Below are 19,574 nucleotides of genomic sequence, written 5' to 3' on the forward strand. Positions count from 1 at the left end.
TGGCCCGCAGGGCCGCATGAGAGGGACCTCATGATCATTGCCAAACCCACATGGGCCGCGGACATCCACGGCCTTTTCACCGCCCCGTACTGGATTCCCGCCGCGCAGCGAGCGGACGTGGCCGCCTCTTGGATCGGGTGCATGAATGCCTATTTCGTGTATCTGGACGACCCTGGGTCGGTAAAGGCCTGGTCAGAAACCATTTACCAGCACCTCGCCTCGCGCAACATGCCGCTGACGCTGGACCAGCAGCAGTTCTGGCCAATCGATGCGCTGGAAACCTTCAGGTTGTGGGTCAACCAGGGCTGGCGCCTGGACGACAGTTCTCCCTTCGACCTGGCCGAGCGCATCCCACCGCCGGACCTGCCGCAGCCGGTCAAGCGGGTGAGGCAGGACATCCGCGCCCTGAGCCTGGAGGAGCTGAACCTGTACCGCGCGCGCTTGGACGACGTGATGCACGTGGGCGACCCTGACAGCGGCTCGCCCTGGCAACGTTACGCCTATATCCACACCAATTGGTGCCTGCATTATCAGGAGGCCTTTGCGCTCTGGCATCGGGCCTACCTGTTGTACCTCGAAGAACTGATCGACTGCGCAATCCCTTACTGGGACTGGATGGCCGAAGACGCCAGCGTCGATGGCAGCGCGCAAGCCGGCCTGCCCCAGGCCTTCCTCGATGAAACCTATGTGCACCCGGACACCGGCCAGACCCGGCCCAACCCCTTGCGCTATGCGGCTGCCAAGGATGGCTGTTCCAAGGTCTGCGCCAGCGGCGCGGGCGACGGGGTGGATTGCCGGTACGTACAGCGCGATCCATTGTTCTACACCCATGGCGACGAGTCGCGCTTCGCTCGCACGCGCTTGTTCGGCATGAGCCGGATCTTCCAGCAGCAGGTGGTCGATGCCCTGAAGTTCGCCACCTTCAGCCAGCCACAGGGCGTGCCCGGCTATCCATGGGCCAACATTCCAGTGTTCGATCCTCCCCAGGAAGACCGCCTGTACCCCAATCGCAGCCTCAACTTCGATGGCCTGTACGAGCAACCTCATGACAACTACCACGGTTGGATCGGCGGCGACATGGCCGATAACGCCTACACCGCGTTCGATCCGGTGTTTTGCTCCTACCACGCCAACATCGACCGCATGCTCGAAGTCTGGATCAGGGCCCACCCCGGGGCGCAATTCACCACGCAGTGCCTGCTCCAGCCGTTCGTTGGGCGTGACGCCACGCAACTCAACTTCACCACTGCCGACCCTTGGCGCTACACCACCCTGGGTGACATGGCCCAGGACAGCCGACACATCGGTTACGACTACGGCGTGCCGGTAGCCCCGCAGTTTGGCGCACCCAAGGCAGCCAACAGTGCCTGCTGCAAGCACAGCGCAACATCCGCCTCGACTGCGGATACCGCTGCAGGGCCCGGGCCGTGGGTGGTGTTCGACCATGTTCGTTGCACCCATGACACCTACCTGATCGACGTATTCCTCGACCAGCCCGACGCCAGTGCGCAACACGTAAGCGCCGACAACCCTCATTACGTGGGGCGCTTCAGCCGTATCGGCATGGGGTTGGTGGACGACAAGGGCCGCTGCATCACCCACGGCGTGTCCCGCGCACTGAATGCGGCCCGCAATGCCAGCGCGCTGGGTCTCTCGCCCGACGCTACGACGCCGTTATCGCTGGTGGTCACACATGTGGACAGCGGCCGCGTGCTGACACCCGACCAATACACGACCCTGCCTGGATTCATCGCCCGACTGGTGTGGGATGACCCGCGCCAAACCCCTGCCGGTCCGCCCCCGGTGACCGGCTGTTGTTCTGCTTCCACCTCACGCCTACCAGGAGAACCGACATGAGCACTTCCTTCACACAGTTCACCTCGCCCGCCGGCCAAGCCCCCAAGGACTACAACAAGCTGGGCCTGGAAGACCAGTTGCCGCAGTTTGAAACCGACTGGAACAACAACCTCACCGGCTGGACCCAATCGTCCATCATCGGCAACCCCTGGTCCAACCTGAACGACGCCCCCCGCTCGGGTTACTACAATCCGCTCGTCGAAGGCTTCGGTGACGTGACTGTCCCCGCGATCACCTGGGCGCCCTTCCCCAACCGGCTCTGGACGTTTTTCTACAACAACGGTGCGGCGATCGTTCCCCAACTGGGCGGCAACGCCATGACTCTGGAGCAGGTGATGGAATTGGCCGATCACGGCCAGATCACCCTCAACAACACCCTCTACAAACTCTACGATCCCGACAACCAAGGGACCTTGCTGCAACTGCCGGCCAAGCGCTGCCCCAGCATCGACTGGAAAGGCCAGTACACGGCGTTCTCGCCCTCCGGCCCACGGGGCTGGCTCGACGAGTACTGCGAGTGGTCCATCGTGCGCGATACCGACGGCAACATGCGCAAGATCACATTCACCTGCGAAAACCCCGCCTATTTCCTGGCCATGTGGCGCATCGATCCGAACGCGGTACTGGGCCTGTACCGGGACTACATCGACCCGAACGTGCAACTCGAAGACCTGTACCTGCGCTATGCCGTCGATTGCCCGACCGGCAAGGCCGGAGATCCAGTGATCGACCCCACCACCGGCCAGCCGGCCTATGACACGGTCAACAAATGGAACGCCGGTACGACCTGTGTACCCGGCCAGTACGGCGGCGCGATGCACCTGACGTCCGGCCCCAACACCCTCAGTGCCGAGGTGTACCTGGCTGCCGCCGCCACCCTCCTGCGACCGGTGAGCAGCAGCCAGAACGCCCAGTCGCTGATCTGCTGCGCGCAGTACGGACAGAACTATCGCAACTCCGACCCGCACATCGGCTTCATGGCCAATACCAAGGCGGTGAACAATCGGCTGTCGCTGACCAACCCCATTGGCCTGTACCTGCAGCAGCCCACCGATTTCAGCGCCTGGAAAGGCCCGCAGGGCCAGGACGTGAGCCAGTATTGGCGCATCACGCGCGGCACGGCCAAGTCGGCGGCCAACGGCTCCGACCAGATCCTGCAGGCGGTGTTCGAGGTTCCGCAAAGCGCAGGCTTCTCGATCAATGACATCACCATCAATGGCCAACGGGTCGACTATGTGTGGGTCATCGCCCAACAACTGCTGGTGGGCCTGAGCGTCACCGCCAAGCCGATCACCGTCACACCCCCGTCGTTCCCTTGCGTACAGGCGCGGGTTGAGGGGCTGCAACCCTGGCCGGTTCAACTGCTGCCAGTAGACCTGTTCTACGGACAATCACCCACCGACCTGCCCGCCTGGCTTGCACCGGGCAGCAGCAACTCGTTCGTACTGGTGGTGCAGGGCGCCGACCCGAGCACCACGACGCAGAATGCACGGGTGCAATTCTCCAACCCCGGCATCACGGCGCAGGTCACCCACTACCTGCCAGACGCATCCGCCATTCCCGGACAGACCAACTCCGGCGGTACCCAGGCCTACATCCTCACCATCACGGTGAGCCCGACGGCAGCACCCGGTCTGGTCATGGTGCGCGCGCTCAATCCGGGCGAAGACGCGAACGTGAGCGCGGCCGATCACCCTTGGGAGGCCGGCCTGGCGCTGGTGCCCGGCGCCTGAACCACGCCCCTCTCGTGCCGCACCTTCGGGTGCGGCTTCACAGCTTGCAAGGAGCGCAATGATGTCCTGGTCACGCTTGAGTCTCATCTCGCTGTTGAGCGGCATGTTGCTGTATCTGTCGGCCCTGCCTCCCGCTGCGGCAGCCACGATGTCGGATGCCGACAGCTGTGTGCAACAGCAATTGGTGTTCAATCCGGCCAGTGGAGGGTTCCTGCCGGTCAACAACTTCAATGCCACCAACCAGGCGTTCATGAACTGTTTTGCCTGGCAGTTGTTCATCGCCCTGAACTGGCCGGTCAATCCCGGCTGGCCTGCCACCGCCAGCCTGGCGGGTGAACCCGACATGAACAGCACCCTGGCGCAATTCGGAGTGCCCTCTTCCCCGGGGCAACCCATGAGCGTGGCGCCCGTGTGGGCCAGCTACAAAGATGCCAACGACATCTTCCTGCCCGGCGCGCCCACGCCCACCGGTTGGGGCGTGCAAACCATGGTACCGTCCGGTTGCAGCACCCAGGGCAGTCTGAAGGCCCTGAAGGTAGGTGCACGCAAGTTCATGAATGCCACCTCAGAAGGCGCGATCAACGCCTTGCATGGTTTCCACCTCTCGACCGGGACGGTCGCTTCTATTCCCGACCCCGTCATGGAAGCGTCCGGCGGCTGGCTGACGGACCAGTCTGGCAACTTGGTGTTCTTTGAACGCAAAGTGGGCAAGGCCGAGTTCGACTACATCGTCGAGAAGGGGCTCTATGATGCCGCCAATCAGTTGAAGGTTGCGCAAAACCTCGATGGCAATACACCGGAAGGCCTGTCGCTGCCCCTCGGCGAGCCAATGCGTTCGCTGCCGCCGACCCCTGTGCCACAGGAGCAGCTGGGCGCGCTTGAGCTCAAGGCCGCGTGGCGTGTGCTGACCGGCAAACCCGAGCTGTTCGGGCGCTACCTGACCACCGTCGCCTGGCTCAAACGCCCCGACACACTGGAGTGCACCCAGGAAGTGGTGGGGCTGGTGGGCCTGCATATCATCAACAAGACCCAGGCGTCGCCCAATTTCATCTGGACCACCTTCGAGCAGGTGGACAACGTGCCCGAACCGGACCAGGCCCCGCCGCAAGGAACCCCGCCGAACGGTTTCTCTTTCAACAACCCCGACTGTGGGAGCGGCCCTGCGTGTGAACCCAATGTGGCTCGTATCCAGTGCAAGCAATACCACCCCGACAAGGACTGCACCGATCTCTTTCCACGCGACCAGCCGGTACAGACCACCCGTGAGCACCCCGTCCCCAGCGACCTGCAAGCCCTGAACAGCGCGGTGCAATCCAACTTTGCACAGCAGACCCACGGCCAGTCGGTGTTCCAGTACTACAAGCTGATCAACGTACTGTGGACCCTCGCGCCCAATCCTCCCAGCCCGGAGCCGGGCGCCAATGCCCAGGTGCCGCTGTCATACGGGCCGTTCATCAGTCAGGGCAACGTGCCGGTGGCCAACACCACCATGGAGACTTACGTACAGGGCGATGACTGCAACAAATGCCATCAGTACGCGACGATTGCCGGCAGCCCCTCCTTGGCCTCGGACTTCTCCTTCCTGTTCAACAGCGCGAGTTCCGCCGGCCATAAAAGTCTGATCAAGCGCGTCAAAGCCTTCGAAACGCTCAAGGACCGCCCCTGACGCGCAAATGAGGTGATCGCTGTTCGCACCGAACTGGGCCCCGGAGCCGGTGACGCAGGATGAAAGCTACACCTGCTTCACCGGTATCTCTAAGGCGCCGCCCTTTCCCTCGCGTCGCTCACTGATCCACGCGTTGACCTGCTGGCCAAACGCTGCCGGCGCTTTGCGCCCGAAACGCCGGGCAAGGTCAAGGATAGTTTGCTGGGCCAGCGCTTCCTCCATGCGTTTTTGTGCATTGAGCATCACCGCGTGGATCGCACAGGTGCCCTCGGTCGCCCATCCAGGAGGCGAGCCATCAAAGAGTGTGCAGCGCTCGCGAATTTCTCGGCAGTCGAAGATTTTCTTCGGGCCATCGATCGCCGTGACGATGTCGAGCACGGTGATTTCATCCGACGGCCGCGCCAGGCGGAAACCGCCACGCACCCCTTCGGTCGCCGCCACCAACCCCGCGCGCGCCAACTTGGTGAAAACCTTGGCCAGGTACTCCTGCGGCACGCCTTGCAACTCGGCCAGGTCGCGGACGCTGGACTCGCGCGTCTCACCACGCTCGTCCACCAAGTACAGCAAGCAGTGGATGCCGTATTCGACCCCAGCACTGTAGAGGGACATATCTATCTCCGACTAATCCTGTCGTAAATGTTACGCGCTAACCGTCGTAATAGCAAAGTAGTCGATCGCCGTTCGTCGTTCACAAACATGCCTAAACCGCTGTTACAACCCCGGGATAAATGGCTTTCTCTGCGATTGACCGTCATCTTGCCAGGCGCCGAAGAGAAAAAAAGCTTGCGGCCATAAACTACGATCAATACAGTCGTAGTTATTCGAACGACTCAGCTGACGTCATCGAATCCTTCCAGACCTCGTGAACGACCCCTGCGGAGCCCCTCATGAAATCCAACATCCTGATCATCGGTGCCGGCTTTGCCGGTGTTTGGAGCGCCCTGAGCGCCGCCCGCCTGCTGGACCAGGCTGGACGCGACGATGTGCGCATCAGCGTGCTTGCACCACAACCTGAGCTGCGCATTCGCCCGCGCTTTTACGAAGCGGATGTCCACAGCATGAAAGCGCCGCTGGGCGAGCTTTTCGAAGCCGTTGGCATTCACTTCATCCAAGGCAGCGCCGACACCATCGACGCCCAAGGCCGCAGCGTCAGCTACACCGACAATCACGGCCAGCTGCAACGGATCACCTATGACCGTCTGATTCTCGCCGCCGGCAGCCAAGTCGCGCGCCCCGCCGTGCCGGGCCTGGTCGAATACGCTTTCGATGTCGACCAGATGGAGTCGGCCATGCGTCTTGAACAGCATCTTGTAGCCCTCGCGTCGCGACCGGAGTCGCCAGCACGCAACACCGTGGTCGTGTGTGGCGGTGGTTTCACCGGCATCGAAACAGCAACTGAAATGCCAGCTCGCCTGCGGTCGGTGCTGGGCGAACAGGCTTCGTTACGGGTACTGGTCATCGACCGTGGTGCCACCGTGGGAGGGGCGCTTGGCGCAGGCATCACACCTTCGATCGTCGCGGCTTGCGAACAAGCGGGCGTGCAATGGCTGACCGGCAGCTCGGTAGTAGCAGTCGATGCCGGAGGCGTGACCCTCGACAACGGCGAATACGTCGCTAGCCATACGGTTATCTGGACAGTCGGCGTGAAGGCCAGCCCACTGACCGCGCAAATTGCCGGAGAGCGCGACAGCCTTGGACGTCTGCGGGTCGACGAGCACCTGAAAGTGATCGGCCAATCGCATATCTATGCCACCGGCGATACCGCTTGGGCGGCGGTGGACGATCTGGGCAACCACGCGCTGATGACCTGCCAGCATGCCATCCCCATGGGCCGCCACAGTGGTAACAACGCAGCGGCCGACCTGCTCGAGCTGCAACCGGTCGCCTACCGTCAACCCAAGTACGTCACCTGCCTGGACCTTGGTGAATGGGGCGCGGCATTCACCGAAGGCTGGGAACGTGAGCTCAAGCTGCAAGGCCCGGAGGGTAAGCATCTCAAACGCCAGATCAACTCGGTATGGATCTACCCGCCCGCTGCGGACCGTACCCAGGCCCTCGCAGCTGCCGACCCGTTGATTCCTGTCGTCTGACCGCCAGGGAACTGACAAGTCCGCCAACGAGGGCGGACGCGTCTTTTGCACAACGAAGTTGAATGGCTGTTCAGCAATGATGGCACCGTGGCATCATTCAAACAAAAAAGAAATGAGGGTGAGAAAAACACACTTAATTCGCAGCGCATCAAGAGCCTGGCGCCAGCCCCGGTGACCCGGCCTTGCGACCATGCTCTTGACGCCTGCACGACGACGTCAAGGAGCAATCAATGCAGCTAAGGAATATGAAGATCGGCATTCGCGCTGCCAGCGTGTTCGCCTTGTTGGGCATCCTGGTCCTGGCCATGGGCCTGATCGCGCTGTTCGAAACCCGGCAAATGGACAAGGCCACGGATGAGATCCGCATGACGTGGATGCCTTCGGTGGTCGCATTGAGCGAGATCAGCAGCAATCTCGGTCGAGCCCGTGCCATCACCCTGCGCGCCGCACTGGACGATAACGACAGCGAACGCGCCCGCAACATCGAGCAGCTCAAAGGCATCAACGAGCAGTTGCAAAGCGGCCTCAAGGACTATGAGACAACCATCATCGACGCCGACGACCGCGCCCTGTTCGCTGCATTCACCACGGCTCACCAGCAGTACTACGAGGGCCAGGCCCTGGTGATCGAAGACCTCGCCGCCGGCCGTATCGCTCAAGCCAAGCAGCGTATCAGCGGCCCGCTGACCCAGCACGCCGATAGCATGATGAAGGCCATGAGCGCCCTCATCGCCTACAACGGCAAAGGCGCCGAAGACGCTTCGCAACGCAGCAGCGACATGGCGGACGAAGCCTTCCTGGCCATCACTGTTTCGCTGGTGGTCATCATGCTCGCCCTTGCCGCCATCGCCACCCTGCTCACGCGCAGCATCGTCGTGCCACTGGGCGAAGCCGTGAGCGTGGCCGAGCGCGTCGCTACCGGTGACCTGACCCAGCCGATCAAGGTGAGCGGCCGCGATGAGCCCGCCCTGCTGCTGGGCGCACTGAGCCGCATGCAGGAGAGCCTGCGCGACACCATTCGCAAGATCGCCGCGTCTTCCGACCAGCTGGCGTCGGCATCCGAAGAGCTGCACACCGTCACCGAAGACACCAGTCGCGGCCTGCACCAGCAGAGTGCGGAAATCGACCAGGCCGCCACTGCGGTCAACCAGATGACCGCCGCGGTGGAAGAAGTGGCCAACAATGCGGTGAGCACCGCCGATGCCTCCAAGGGCGCCGACCGCACCACTCGCGACGGCCGTGACCAGGTCAACCAGGCCCTGGAGTCGATCCAGCATCTGGTCCAGGACGTCTCCGGCACCTCACAGGAGATCGAACAGCTGGCCAGCAACGCCAACGAAATCAGCCGCGTGCTCGACGTGATCGGTGCCATCGCCGGTCAGACCAACCTGCTGGCGCTCAATGCCGCCATCGAGGCCGCACGCGCCGGTGAAGCGGGCCGAGGTTTCGCCGTAGTGGCTGACGAAGTCCGCGCCCTCGCCCACCGTACCCAGCAGTCCACCGCCGAGATCGAGCAGATGATCGTCGGTATTCAGTCTGGTACCGAACGGGCGGTGTCCGCCATGCACAGCAGCCAAGGCCGGGCCAACGGCACCCTGGAGGTGGCGCAATCAGCAGGTCAGGCGCTGGAAGTGATCGCCGAGGCAATCGCCTCGATCAACCAGCGCAACCTGGTGATCGCCAGCGCGTCCGAGCAGCAGGCGCAGGTGGCACGCGAAGTGGATCGCAACCTGGTGAACATCCGTGATCTGGCGATGCAGACCTCAGCGGGGGCCAACCAGACCAGCGCGGCAGCCCAGGACCTCTCGCGCCTGGCGGTTGACCTGAACGGCATGGTGGCGCAGTTCAAGGTGTGATCGGCTCAATAGTATTTATCCATTGAATACCGCGCGGCACCTGAAGTATGCTCGGGCTCATTCATTGGAGAGCAACATGCCGAAACACACCTGCAACCCCGCCAAACACACCGGTCGCACCGCGCGTCCTGTGCTGGCCGTTGCTGGCTGCGAGGCTGTCGCCAGCTTTTATTTTGGGTATTGGTTTAGCCACTAGGCGCCGCTGATACCCACACGGCGCCCACTTTCGAGGGGCCGCCGAATACGAGAATACTCAAACCCCCGGTCGGCTCCCCGACCGGGGGTTTTGCTTTTCAGGCCATCGACAACACCGATTCACACTGAGGACAGATTCATGAACTACGCCACTTACTGCTACGCAAATACCTATGCCTGGCGATTTAGCCAATCCCGTTCGGGCCAGCCTGCCGCCTCCGTACGGTCGATCTCCGGTGGCACTGCCGCACAAGAACCGAATTTGACGATCTGTCGAACACCTCGATAGGGCCGATCGAGCGGGCCAGCACCCGCCGTCCGCCCAGGGATACCACGCCATGCAAGCTTCCAACCTCGCCCTGCCCCTTTCCCAGCCTCAAGCTGCCAACACCACCGTCAGCAAGCGCCTGCCCAGCCCGCACTTGCTCAAGCAGCAGATGCCGCTGTCCCTCGAGCTCGCCCAACAAGTCCAGGCCCACCGCCAAGCGATCCGCGCCATTCTCGAAGGCCGCGACGAACGTCTTTTGGTAGTCGTCGGCCCGTGCTCGATCCACGACCCGCGCTCGGCCCTGGAATACGCCGACCGCCTCGCAGCCCTCAGCCGCGAAGTGAACGACCAGCTGTTGCTGGTGATGCGTGCCTACGTCGAAAAGCCACGCACCACCGTCGGCTGGAAAGGCCTGGCCTACGACCCGCACCTCGATGGCAGCGATGACATGCACTCGGGTATCGCCTTGTCCCGTGGCCTGATGCTCAACATGATCGAGCGCGGCCTGCCGATTGCCACCGAACTGCTGCAACCGATGGCCGCCAGCTACTTCGACGACCTGCTGGGCTGGGCCGCCATTGGCGCACGCACCACCGAGTCGCAGATTCACCGCGAGATGGTCAGCGGGCTCGAACTGCCAGTGGGCTTCAAGAATGGCACCGATGGCGGTGTCGGAATCGCCTGCGACGCCATGCGTAGCGCCGCCCATCCCCATCGCCACTTCGGCATGGATGCGCAGGGCTACCCGGCGATCATCGAAACCCTGGGCAATCCGGATACCCACCTGGTACTGCGCGGTGGCCACAAAGGCCCCAACTACGACGCACAGAGCATCGCCCAAGCCCGCCAGGGCCTGGCCAAAGCAGGGCTGGCAGCACGGATCTTGGTCGATTGCAGTCATGCCAACAGCGGCAAAGACCCGGCTCGCCAACCGGCCGTGTTCGAGCAGGTGCTGAGCCAACGCCTGGCCGGTGATCGCTCGATCGTCGGCGTGATGCTCGAAGGGCATCTGTTCGACGGTTGCCAGGCACTGGACAAGGGCACGTTGAAGTACGGCGTGTCGATTACCGATGGTTGCCTGGGTTGGGCGTCGACCGAAACGCTGTTGCGTGACGCGGCAGCGCGCTTGTAGGAAACGTACAGCAAGCCTTGCGAGACATATCCCAGACAAGTGCGTTAGGCTTGCTTTTTAACCCAAGGAGTAGTTCCCATGGCACGTGCCACTGCCCGCCACATCCTGGTCAGCTCGGAAGAGAAATGCAACGAGCTCAAAGCCCAGATCGAAGCCGGTGCCGACTTCGCTGAAGTCGCCAAGGCCAATTCTACCTGTCCGTCCAGCCGTCAAGGCGGTGACCTGGGCTCGTTCGGTCCAGGCCAGATGGTTCGCGAATTCGATACCGTGGTGTTCAGCGCCCCGCTGAATGTTGTCCAAGGCCCGGTGAAGACCCAATTCGGTTACCACCTGCTGGAAGTGACCAGCCGCCAGGACTAAGTCACCGTTGCCGGTGATGTTCCCCAGGGGAGCAAGCGTGTGGGGGCTCGCACTGTTGTGCCTGTCCCTCACAGCCAAGGCAGCCCCCACCCACGCCCTCACCGTCTATGGTGAAGCCCCCCGTTATGGCCAGGCCTTCCGCCATTTCGACTACGTCAACCCCGATGCACCCAAAGGCGGTAGCATTCGCCGTTCGGCCATCGAAATCGGCCAGTTCGACCACATCCTGCCCTACATCGACAAAGGCATCGGTGTTTCCGAGGTCGACGGCTGGCTGTATGCGCCCCTGGCAGTGCGCTCGTTCGACGAACCCTACACCGTCTACGGGCTGATCGCCCGGCGCATGGAGCGTGGGCCAGACGATGCCTGGCTGCGTTTGGAGATCGACCCGCGCGCCACCTTCGCCGATGGCAAGCCGGTGCGCGCCGAAGACGTACGGTTTACCTACCAGTTGCTGATGAGCAAGGGCAGCCTCAAGTTCCGCACCCAGTTCGCGGAAGTTACCAGCGTGACGGTGGAAAGCCCGCATCGGGTACGCTTCGATTTCAAGCAACCCCATGGCCGTACCCTGGCCTTGGACGTGGCCAGCCTTCCGGTACTGCCTGAGCACGACTGGCAGAACCGTGACTTTGCCAATGGCGCAGGCTTTGAAAAGCCCGTCGGTAGCGGCCCTTACCGAATCGGCCGGATCGACAACGGCCGCAGCATCACCTTCGAACGCAACCCCGGCTGGTGGGCCAAAGATTTGCCGGCCAGCCGTGGCCGCTACAATTTCGACCAGATCCGCATCGAGTACTTTGGCGACACCGAAGTGGCCCGCCAGGTGCTCAAGGGCGGCGGCTACGACTACAACCGCGAGTTCTCCGCAACGGCCTACACGCTAGGCTACAATGGCGCGCAGCTGGACGATGGTCGCTTGCAACGGGCCCATCTAGGCCCTGCCAAGCCGCAAACGGCCCAGGGCTTCGTGTTCAACCTGGACCGCCCGCAATTCAACGACCGCCGTGTGCGCCAGGCGCTGGCGATGCTCTGGGATTTCGAATGGAGCAACCGGCAGATGATGCGCCGCCTGTACATCCGCCAGCAGAGCATGTTCTCCAACACCCCCCTTGCTGCACGTGCGCTGCCCGACGCCAGCGAACTGCAGGTGCTCGAACCGCTACGGGGCAAGGTCCCCGATGAAGTATTCAGCCAGGTGTATACGGCACCGGTGACCGACGGCTCTGGCATCATCCGAACGCAGCAGCTGCAGGCACTGGCCTTGTTGCAGCAGGCCGGCTGGCACCCCCAGGGTGACCAGCTAGTGAATGCGCAGGGCGAACCGCTGGCGTTCACCTTCTTGAACGGCCAGTCCGGGATGGAGCGGCTGCTACTGCCGTGGAAGCGCAACCTGGCGCAGATCGGCATCACGCTGAATATACGCAACGTCGACTCGGCTCAGTACATCAACCGTCTGATGGCCCGAGACTACGACATGATCGTCACCGGCTACCCTGTCACCTTGTCGCCCGGTGCCGAACTGTACAATTACTTCGGCTCGGCAGCGGCCAACGACCCGGGGTCGAACAACCTGATGGTGCTCAAGGACCCGGCGGTGGACACCTTGATCGATGGCCTGGTCCGCGCCAGCACCCAGGCCGACATGCTGCGCCACGCCCATGCCCTGGACCGGGTGCTGCAATGGAACTACTACTGGATCCCCAACTACTATCCACCCGGCAGCTCCACCGTCTGGTGGAACCGTTTTGGCCTGCCCAAGGTCCAGGCTGCCTATGATGAAGGCCTGGACACCTGGTGGGAAATCAGCCCGACCGCACTGACCAATGCGCAGATGGCCGAGCGCCGGAAGATGTCGCCATGACTGCCTATATCCTGCGTCGCCTGTTGTTGATCGTGCCTACCCTGCTGGCCATCCTGCTGGTCAACTTCGTCATCGTCCAGGCTGCGCCGGGCGGTCCGGTCGAACAGGCGGTGGCCAGGCTGCAGGGGCTGGGTGGCGGTGCGCCCGGGGCACGGGCCGAGGCCGTGCATGGCGAGTCTCGCGCTGGCCGTGGCCTGGACCCCAAGCTGCTCGAAGAGATCAAGCATCAATACGGCTTCGACAAGTCCGCCCCCGAGCGCCTCTGGTTGATGCTCGAACAGTATGCCCGGCTGGATTTCGGCCAGAGTTTCTTCCGCGGCGCCAAGGTGACCGACCTGATTCTGGAGAAACTGCCGGTGACCCTGTCCCTGGGTTTCTGGGCCACCCTGATCACTTATCTGGTGTCCATCCCGCTGGGGATCCGCAAGGCAGTGCGCCACGGTAGTCGCTTCGATGCCTGGAGCAGCGCGCTGATCGTGGTCGGCTATGCCCTGCCCTCGTTCCTGTTCGCCCTGTTGCTGATCGTACTCTTCGCAGGTGGCACCTCGCTCAACTGGTTCCCGGTGCGTGGGCTGGTCTCGGAGAATTTCGACCAACTCAGCCTACTGGGCAAGGTCGCCGACTATTTCTGGCACCTGATACTGCCTGTCGGATCGCTGGTGATCGGCGGTTTCGCCACGCTCACGCTGCTGACCAAGAACGCTTTCCTCGACGAGATTTCCCGCCAGTACGTGGTCACGGCGCGGGCCAAAGGCCTCAGTGAGCGCCGGGTCCTGTACGGGCATGTATTGCGCAACGCCATGCTGCTGGTCCTGGCCGGCCTGCCCCAGGCATTGATCACAGTGTTCTTCGCCGGTTCGCTGATGATCGAGGTGATTTTCTCCCTCGATGGCCTGGGCCGCCTGAGCTATGAGGCCGCGGTGTCGAGGGACTACCCGATCGTGTTCGGCACGCTGTTCATCTTCACCCTGGCGGGGTTGCTGATTCGCTTGATCGGCGACTTGTCCTACACCCTGCTCGACCCACGCATCGACTTCGACGCGAGGGTACGCTGATGCTTTCGCCTGTCTCCCGCCGCCGCCTGCAGCGTTTTCGCAACCACCGCCGCGGCTGGCTTTCCTTGTGGCTGTTCGCCGGATTGCTTGTGCTGAGCCTCGGCGCCGAGCTAGTGGCCAATGACAAACCCTTGCTGCTGGGCTACAAGGGCGAGTTGTACGCTCCAGCGTTCAAGCGCTACAGCGAGCAGCAGTTCGGCGGCCAATTGCCGTTTCAGCCTGACTATCGCAGTGCCTATGTGCGCCAACTGATCGAAAGCCAGGGTGGCTGGATGCTGTTCGCCCCAATTCCCTTCAGCGCCGACACGCCGAACTACGACCTGCAGGTGCCCACACCCAGCCCACCCAGTGCCAGCAACTGGCTGGGCACCGACGACCAGGGACGCGATGTACTGGCCAGGGTGCTTTATGGCACGCGGGTGTCGCTACTGTTCGCCTTCGCCCTTACCGTCGTCAGTGTGCTGATCGGGGTAATGGCCGGCGCCCTGCAGGGCTACCACGGCGGCTGGGTCGACCTGCTCGGGCAACGGTTGCTGGAGGTATGGTCAGGGTTGCCGGTGCTGTACCTGCTGATCATCCTCAGTGGTTTCGTCGAGCCTGACTTCTGGTGGCTGCTGGGGATCATGGCGCTGTTCTCATGGCTTAGCCTGGTCGATGTGGTGCGCGCCGAGTTCCTTCGTGGGCGTAACCTTGAGTACGTCAAGGCCGCCCGTGCCCTCGGGTTGCCCGATACCCAGGTGATGCTGCGGCATATCCTGCCCAACGCCATGAATGCCACCCTGACCTTCATCCCCTTCATGCTCACCGGGGCCATCACCACCCTGACCGCATTGGACTTCCTTGGCTTCGGCATGCCGGCAGGGAGCGCTTCGCTGGGCGAACTGGTGACCCAGGGCAAGCAACACCTAGAGGCACCGTGGTTGGGCTTTACCGCGTTCTTCGCCCTCGCGGTGATCCTGTCGCTACTGGTGTTCATTGGTGATGCGCTGCGCGAAGCTTTCGATCCTCGCCGCTAGCGTGGCGCGGACAAGGCAGCACAGTCTTCACCCAGGCCATACCTCGCCGCATAATGCGTCTCCCCCTCAACAGGCCTCCTCCATGCACGACAGCGACAGCCTCAAGGACTATCCCCAGGTAAGGCAACTGGCGATCCGCTCGCTGTTCGAGATCATCGAGCAATCCAGCGAAGGCACGGTGATCGTCGACCGCCAGGCCCGCATCGTCTGGATGAACGAGCGCTATGCCCGGCGCTTTGGCCTGGCCGATGCCGCGAGCGCCATCGGCCAGCCGTGTGAGTCGGTGATCCCTGGCAGCCTGATGCGGGAGGTGGTCAGCAATGGCCGGCCAATCCTGCTGGACATGCTCGACACCCACAACGACCCATTGGTGGTCATGCGCTTGCCCATCCACGATGACCAGGGCGCGCTGATCGGGGCCATCGGCTTTGCCTTGTTTGACGAACTGCGCAGCCTGTCGCCACTCCTCAAACGCTACTCGAGCATGCAGCAGGAATTGGCGTCCACCCGCTCACAGCTAAGGGCACGTCAGGCCAAGTACAGCTTCGCCCAGTTCGTCGGCAGCAGCGCGGCCAGCCTCGAGGCCAAGCGCCGGGCGCGGCGTGGCGCGAGCAGCGATTCGCCCGTGCTGTTGCTGGGCGAGACCGGCACCGGCAAGGAGTTGCTGGCCCATGCGATTCATGCCGCCTCGGCGCGCGCGCACAAGGCGTTCGTCAGCATCAACAGCGCGGCCATTCCAGAGACCTTGCTGGAGGCCGAATTCTTCGGCACCGCCCCAGGTGCCTTCACCGGCGCCGACCGAAAGGGCCGCAGCGGCAAGCTACAACTGGCCGAGGGCGGCACGCTGTTCCTGGACGAGATCGGTGACATGCCGCTGGCCCTGCAGAGCAAGTTGCTGCGCGTGCTGCAGGAAAAGGAATACGAGCCTGTGGGTTCGAACCAGATGCTGCGCAGCGACGTGCGGATTATCGCCGCCACCTCCATCGACCTGCAGGCCGCCATGGACCGTGGAGCGTTTCGCGCCGACCTGTATTACCGGTTGAACGTGCTGCCCGTCGCCGTGCCGCCATTGCGTGAGCGCCTGGAGGACTTGCCAGCGTTATGCGAAGCGATCCTGGCCGAGCTGGGCAGCCAGTACGAGTTGGAGCCCGAGGCATTGCAGCTATTGGCCCGGCACGCGTGGCCAGGAAATATCCGGGAGTTGCGCAATGTGTTGGAGCGGGCCACGTTGTTGGCCGACCAGCCGCGGCTGGGGCCTGCGGAAGTACGCTCGGCGCTGGGGCCATTGAGCCCGGTGGCGGCTGTGACGCGGCAAACATACCGAGAGGCCTGTGAACAGTTCGAGCGCAAGTTGATTGGCGATGCCTTGCTGGAATGTTCGGGGAATGTGCCGCACGCCGCGAAGTTGTTGGGGCTGGGGCGCTCCACCTTATACAAGAAGATGGTGGCGCTTGGGCTTTAGTCTCATTTTTGAGATTCATGTCTCTATATAGGGATACCACCCCAACCGCCGGCAATCCTTCGCCTACACGACACGTGTTAGGACCCGGCGTGCCGGCGAGGGACTGCAAAGCGGGCCCAACCGTCTCAAATCAGAGACAAATACGTCATAACCACCAAATTTATCTATGTAATTCAATCACTTATAAGGTTGGCACGATTCCCGCTATCCCCTGGTAACCGATAACAACAAGACCCACCCAGGAGATTCATCCCGATGACCGTGCTCATCGCACTGGCCGCCCTGGCCCTGCTGATGCTGGCCGCCTACCGCGGCTACAGCGTGATCCTGTTCGCCCCTATCGCCGCCCTCGGCGCGGTACTGCTCACTGACCCGGCCGCCGTGGCCCCCGCATTCACCGGGGTGTTCATGGAGAAAATGGTCGGCTTCATCAAACTCTACTTCCCGGTCTTCCTGCTAGGCGCGGTGTTCGGCAAGCTGATCGAACTGTCAGGCTTCTCTCGCTCTATCGTCGCGGCTGCCATCGGTCTGCTCGGCACCCGGCAAGCCATGCTGGTGATCGTACTTGTCTGCGCCTTGCTTACCTACGGGGGCGTGTCGCTGTTCGTGGTGGTGTTCGCGGTTTACCCGTTCGCCGCCGAAATGTTCCGCCAAAGCGACATCCCCAAGCGACTGATCCCGGCGACCATCGCCCTCGGTGCGTTCTCCTTTACCATGGACGCCCTGCCCGGCACGCCGCAGATCCAGAACATCATCCCCAGCACATTCTTCAATACCACCGCCTGGGCCGCACCCTGGCTGGGACTGATCGGCACCTTGTTCGTGTTCTGCGCAGGCATGCTCTACCTGCAACGCCAGCGCAACAAGGCCCAGCGCGCAGGCGAAGGCTATGGCAAGGACCTGCGCAACGAGCCGGAGACCGCCCCCGACCTGACCTTGCCCAACCCCTGGCTGGCCTTGTCGCCCCTGGTGCTGGTGGGGGTCATGAACCTGCTGTTCACCCATTGGATTCCACAGTGGTACGGCCCCAGCCACACCCTGCAACTGCCGGGCATGAGCGCGCCGGTCAACAGCGACGTGGCCAAGCTCACGGCCATCTGGGCAGTGCAGGCAGCCTTGCTGGTGGGTATCTTGATGGTACTGGTGTGTGCCTTTGGCGCCATTCGTGCACGCCTGGCGGAGGGCACCAAGAGCGCGGTCAGTGGTGCGCTGCTGGCGGCAATGAATACCGCCTCGGAGTACGGTTTCGGCGCGGTGATTGCGTCGCTGCCGGGATTCCTGGTACTGGCCGATGCCCTGCGCGCCATCCCCAACCCGCTGGTCAACGAAGCCATTACCGTCACGCTGCTGGCGGGCATCACCGGCTCGGCATCCGGTGGCATGAGCATCGCCCTGGCTGCCATGAGCGAAAGCTTCATCGCCGCTGCCAACGCCGCCAACATTCCGCTCGAAGTGCTCCACCGGGTGGCCGCCATGGCCAGCGGCGGCATGGATACCCTGCCGCACAACGGCGCGGTGATCACATTGCTGGCGGTGACGGGCCTGACCCATCAAGAGGCCTACAAAGACATTTTCGGCATTACATTGATCAAGACCCTGGCGGTATTCGTGGTCATCGCCACTTTCTACGCCACCGGCATCGTCTAAGGAGCTTTACATGACGCTCAACGGCAAGACTGCACTCGTCACCGGTTCCACCAGCGGCATTGGCCTGGGCATCGCCCAAGTGCTGGCGCGCGCGGGTGCCAACATCGTGCTCAATGGCTTCGGCGACCCGGCGCCAGCCCTGGCCGAGATCGCCCGCCACGGCGTGAAGGTAGCGCATCACCCGGCGGATCTGTCCGATGCGGCCCAGATCGAGGCGCTGTTCGCCCTCGCCAATCGCGAATTCGGCGGTGTCGATATCCTGGTCAACAATGCTGGTATTCAACATGTGGCGCCGGTGGAGCAGTTCCCGGTACAAGCCTGGGACAAGATCATCGCCCTCAACCTGTCGGCGGTGTTCCACGGAACCCGGCTGGCGCTGCCAGGCATGCGCGAACGCAACTGGGGGCGGATCATCAACATCGCCTCGGTGCATGGCTTGGTCGGCTCCAGCGGCAAGGCCGCGTATGTGGCGGCCAAGCATGGCGTGGTCGGGCTGACCAAAGTGGTCGGACTGGAAACCGCTACCGACAACGTCACCTGCAACGCCATCTGCCCTGGCTGGGTGCTGACGCCATTGGTGCAAAAGCAGATTGACGACCGTGCAGCCCATGGCGGCGATCCGCTGCAAGCCCAGCACGACCTGCTGGCCGAGAAACAACCTTCATTGGCCTTCGTCACTCCCGAGCATCTGGGTGAACTGGTATTGTTCCTCTGCAGCGAGGCCGCAAGCCAGGTCCGCGGCGCCGCCTGGAACGTCGATGGCGGCTGGCTGGCCCAATGACAGAGGGCGACCGGGGCCTGGCGGCGGCATTGCACCCGTTTGATTGCAAGGAGGCCCTATGCGCCCTACCCGTCTGTTCGCGATGTGTTCCCTGACCCTGGCCATGGCCGCCCCGGCGATGGCCGCCAAACTTGAAGATGTCGCACCCTACCCCAAGGCTGAAAAAGGCTTCACCCGGCAGGTGATCCACCTGCCGGCCCAGGCCGATGAATCGGCCCACACTCTGGAAATCCTGGCAGGCAAGACCTTGCAGGTGGACTGCAACCGCCAGCGCCTGGCCGGCAGCCTGGAAGAAAAAACACTGCAAGGCTGGGGTTATAGCTACTACCGTCTGGAGAAAGTCGGCGGCCCGGTCAGCACCCTGATGGCCTGCCCGGACGGCAAGAAGACCGAGGCCTTCGTGCCAGTGGTCGGTGAAGGCTTCATGGTCCGCTACAACAGCAAGCTGCCGGTGGTGGTGTATGTACCCGAAGGCGTCGAAGTGCGCTATCGCGTCTGGTCGGCATCGCAGGACGTACAAAAGGCTAAAGTGGAATAAGAGACCCTCTGTGGGGCTGCTTCGCGGCCCCACGCCCCAGATCCTGCGGAGGTTCGG

15 protein-coding genes are annotated in these 19,574 nt (G+C 62.9%); 14 read left to right on the top strand and 1 reads right to left on the bottom strand.

Annotated elements, in window-relative coordinates; translation table 11 throughout:
- Positions 1-30 precede the first annotated feature (30 nt).
- The 3 genes from P3R38_RS13110 (at position 31) to P3R38_RS13120 (ending at position 5,256) form a co-directional block, all read left to right on the top strand.
- Positions 31-1,857: a tyrosinase family protein gene (locus tag P3R38_RS13110; protein ID WP_277686214.1), complete on the top strand. Its 1,827-nt coding sequence runs from the start codon at positions 31-33 to the stop codon at positions 1,855-1,857.
- Positions 1,854-3,590: a hypothetical protein gene (locus P3R38_RS13115; RefSeq protein ID WP_277686215.1), complete on the top strand. Its 1,737-nt coding sequence runs from the start codon at positions 1,854-1,856 to the stop codon at positions 3,588-3,590. The genes P3R38_RS13110 and P3R38_RS13115 overlap by 4 nt, the downstream gene beginning before the upstream one ends.
- Positions 3,591-3,651: 61 nt before the next feature.
- Positions 3,652-5,256 carry a hypothetical protein gene (locus P3R38_RS13120; RefSeq protein ID WP_277686216.1) on the top strand — a complete coding sequence of 535 codons (1,605 nt, stop codon included), beginning with the start codon at positions 3,652-3,654 and terminating at the stop codon, positions 5,254-5,256.
- 66 nt (positions 5,257-5,322) lie between these two features.
- Here the strand turns inward: P3R38_RS13120 and P3R38_RS13125 are convergent, their stop codons facing one another.
- Positions 5,323-5,865: an Rrf2 family transcriptional regulator gene (locus P3R38_RS13125; RefSeq protein WP_023380726.1), complete on the bottom strand. Its 543-nt coding sequence runs from the start codon at positions 5,863-5,865 to the stop codon at positions 5,323-5,325.
- 278 nt (positions 5,866-6,143) lie between these two features.
- Between P3R38_RS13125 and P3R38_RS13130 the strand changes: the two genes are divergently transcribed.
- From P3R38_RS13130 to eco, 11 genes are all read left to right on the top strand, one after another.
- The gene (locus P3R38_RS13130; protein WP_277686217.1) at positions 6,144-7,346 is read left to right on the top strand and encodes an NAD(P)/FAD-dependent oxidoreductase; all 1,203 of its coding nucleotides are present in this window, start codon (positions 6,144-6,146) and stop codon (positions 7,344-7,346) included.
- Positions 7,347-7,576: 230 nt separating this feature from the next.
- Positions 7,577-9,202 (top strand): methyl-accepting chemotaxis protein, encoded by a 1,626-nt coding sequence (locus P3R38_RS13135; RefSeq protein WP_104881716.1) that lies wholly within the window; start codon positions 7,577-7,579, stop codon positions 9,200-9,202.
- A gap of 533 nt (positions 9,203-9,735) precedes the next feature.
- Positions 9,736-10,797 (top strand): 3-deoxy-7-phosphoheptulonate synthase, encoded by a 1,062-nt coding sequence (locus P3R38_RS13140; RefSeq protein WP_277686218.1) that lies wholly within the window; start codon positions 9,736-9,738, stop codon positions 10,795-10,797.
- Between the two features lie 78 nt (positions 10,798-10,875).
- Positions 10,876-11,157 carry a peptidylprolyl isomerase gene (locus P3R38_RS13145; RefSeq protein ID WP_023380733.1) on the top strand — a complete coding sequence of 94 codons (282 nt, stop codon included), beginning with the start codon at positions 10,876-10,878 and terminating at the stop codon, positions 11,155-11,157.
- 16 nt (positions 11,158-11,173) lie between these two features.
- The gene (locus tag P3R38_RS13150) at positions 11,174-13,018 is read left to right on the top strand and encodes an extracellular solute-binding protein (protein ID WP_027907357.1); all 1,845 of its coding nucleotides are present in this window, start codon (positions 11,174-11,176) and stop codon (positions 13,016-13,018) included.
- Entirely contained in the window at positions 13,015-14,073 is a 1,059-nt protein-coding gene (locus P3R38_RS13155) for a microcin C ABC transporter permease YejB (RefSeq protein ID WP_023380737.1), read from the top strand. Before P3R38_RS13150 ends, P3R38_RS13155 begins: the two co-directional genes overlap by 4 nt.
- Complete coding sequence (locus P3R38_RS13160) at positions 14,073-15,089, top strand: ABC transporter permease (RefSeq protein ID WP_023380739.1); 1,017 nt, start codon at positions 14,073-14,075, stop codon at positions 15,087-15,089. The genes P3R38_RS13155 and P3R38_RS13160 overlap by 1 nt, the downstream gene beginning before the upstream one ends.
- 82 nt (positions 15,090-15,171) lie before the next feature.
- Positions 15,172-16,551 carry a sigma 54-interacting transcriptional regulator gene (locus P3R38_RS13165; protein ID WP_277686219.1) on the top strand — a complete coding sequence of 460 codons (1,380 nt, stop codon included), beginning with the start codon at positions 15,172-15,174 and terminating at the stop codon, positions 16,549-16,551.
- A gap of 255 nt (positions 16,552-16,806) precedes the next feature.
- Positions 16,807-18,198 carry a GntP family permease gene (locus tag P3R38_RS13170; RefSeq protein ID WP_277686220.1) on the top strand — a complete coding sequence of 464 codons (1,392 nt, stop codon included), beginning with the start codon at positions 16,807-16,809 and terminating at the stop codon, positions 18,196-18,198.
- Between the two features lie 10 nt (positions 18,199-18,208).
- Complete coding sequence (hbdH, locus tag P3R38_RS13175; protein ID WP_023380744.1) at positions 18,209-18,979, top strand: 3-hydroxybutyrate dehydrogenase; 771 nt, start codon at positions 18,209-18,211, stop codon at positions 18,977-18,979.
- Positions 18,980-19,037: 58 nt separating this feature from the next.
- Positions 19,038-19,517, top strand: a complete 480-nt coding sequence (gene eco, locus P3R38_RS13180; protein ID WP_023380746.1) for a serine protease inhibitor ecotin — start codon at positions 19,038-19,040, stop codon at positions 19,515-19,517.
- Positions 19,518-19,574 lie beyond the last annotated feature (57 nt).

This window comes from Pseudomonas sp. NyZ480 (assembly GCF_029537255.1).
Lineage (GTDB): Bacteria > Pseudomonadota > Gammaproteobacteria > Pseudomonadales > Pseudomonadaceae > Aquipseudomonas > Aquipseudomonas taiwanensis.

What these genes read in the sequence shown, in the direction of transcription:
- P3R38_RS13130 (WP_277686217.1), top strand. Translation starts at nt 6,144, where the DNA reads ATGAAATCCAACATCCTGATCATCGGTGCCGGCTTTGCCGGTGTTTGG.
- P3R38_RS13160 (WP_023380739.1), top strand. Translation starts at nt 14,073, where the DNA reads ATGCTTTCGCCTGTCTCCCGCCGCCGCCTGCAGCGTTTTCGCAACCAC.
- P3R38_RS13140 (WP_277686218.1), top strand. Translation starts at nt 9,736, where the DNA reads ATGCAAGCTTCCAACCTCGCCCTGCCCCTTTCCCAGCCTCAAGCTGCC.
- P3R38_RS13165 (WP_277686219.1), top strand. Translation starts at nt 15,172, where the DNA reads ATGCACGACAGCGACAGCCTCAAGGACTATCCCCAGGTAAGGCAACTG.
- P3R38_RS13115 (WP_277686215.1), top strand. Translation starts at nt 1,854, where the DNA reads ATGAGCACTTCCTTCACACAGTTCACCTCGCCCGCCGGCCAAGCCCCC.
- P3R38_RS13110 (WP_277686214.1), top strand. Translation starts at nt 31, where the DNA reads ATGATCATTGCCAAACCCACATGGGCCGCGGACATCCACGGCCTTTTC.
- P3R38_RS13150 (WP_027907357.1), top strand. Translation starts at nt 11,174, where the DNA reads ATGTTCCCCAGGGGAGCAAGCGTGTGGGGGCTCGCACTGTTGTGCCTG.
- P3R38_RS13155 (WP_023380737.1), top strand. Translation starts at nt 13,015, where the DNA reads ATGACTGCCTATATCCTGCGTCGCCTGTTGTTGATCGTGCCTACCCTG.
- P3R38_RS13120 (WP_277686216.1), top strand. Translation starts at nt 3,652, where the DNA reads ATGTCCTGGTCACGCTTGAGTCTCATCTCGCTGTTGAGCGGCATGTTG.
- P3R38_RS13125 (WP_023380726.1), bottom strand. Translation starts at nt 5,865, where the DNA reads ATGTCCCTCTACAGTGCTGGGGTCGAATACGGCATCCACTGCTTGCTG.
- P3R38_RS13145 (WP_023380733.1), top strand. Translation starts at nt 10,876, where the DNA reads ATGGCACGTGCCACTGCCCGCCACATCCTGGTCAGCTCGGAAGAGAAA.
- P3R38_RS13135 (WP_104881716.1), top strand. Translation starts at nt 7,577, where the DNA reads ATGCAGCTAAGGAATATGAAGATCGGCATTCGCGCTGCCAGCGTGTTC.
- eco (WP_023380746.1), top strand. Translation starts at nt 19,038, where the DNA reads ATGCGCCCTACCCGTCTGTTCGCGATGTGTTCCCTGACCCTGGCCATG.
- hbdH (WP_023380744.1), top strand. Translation starts at nt 18,209, where the DNA reads ATGACGCTCAACGGCAAGACTGCACTCGTCACCGGTTCCACCAGCGGC.
- P3R38_RS13170 (WP_277686220.1), top strand. Translation starts at nt 16,807, where the DNA reads ATGACCGTGCTCATCGCACTGGCCGCCCTGGCCCTGCTGATGCTGGCC.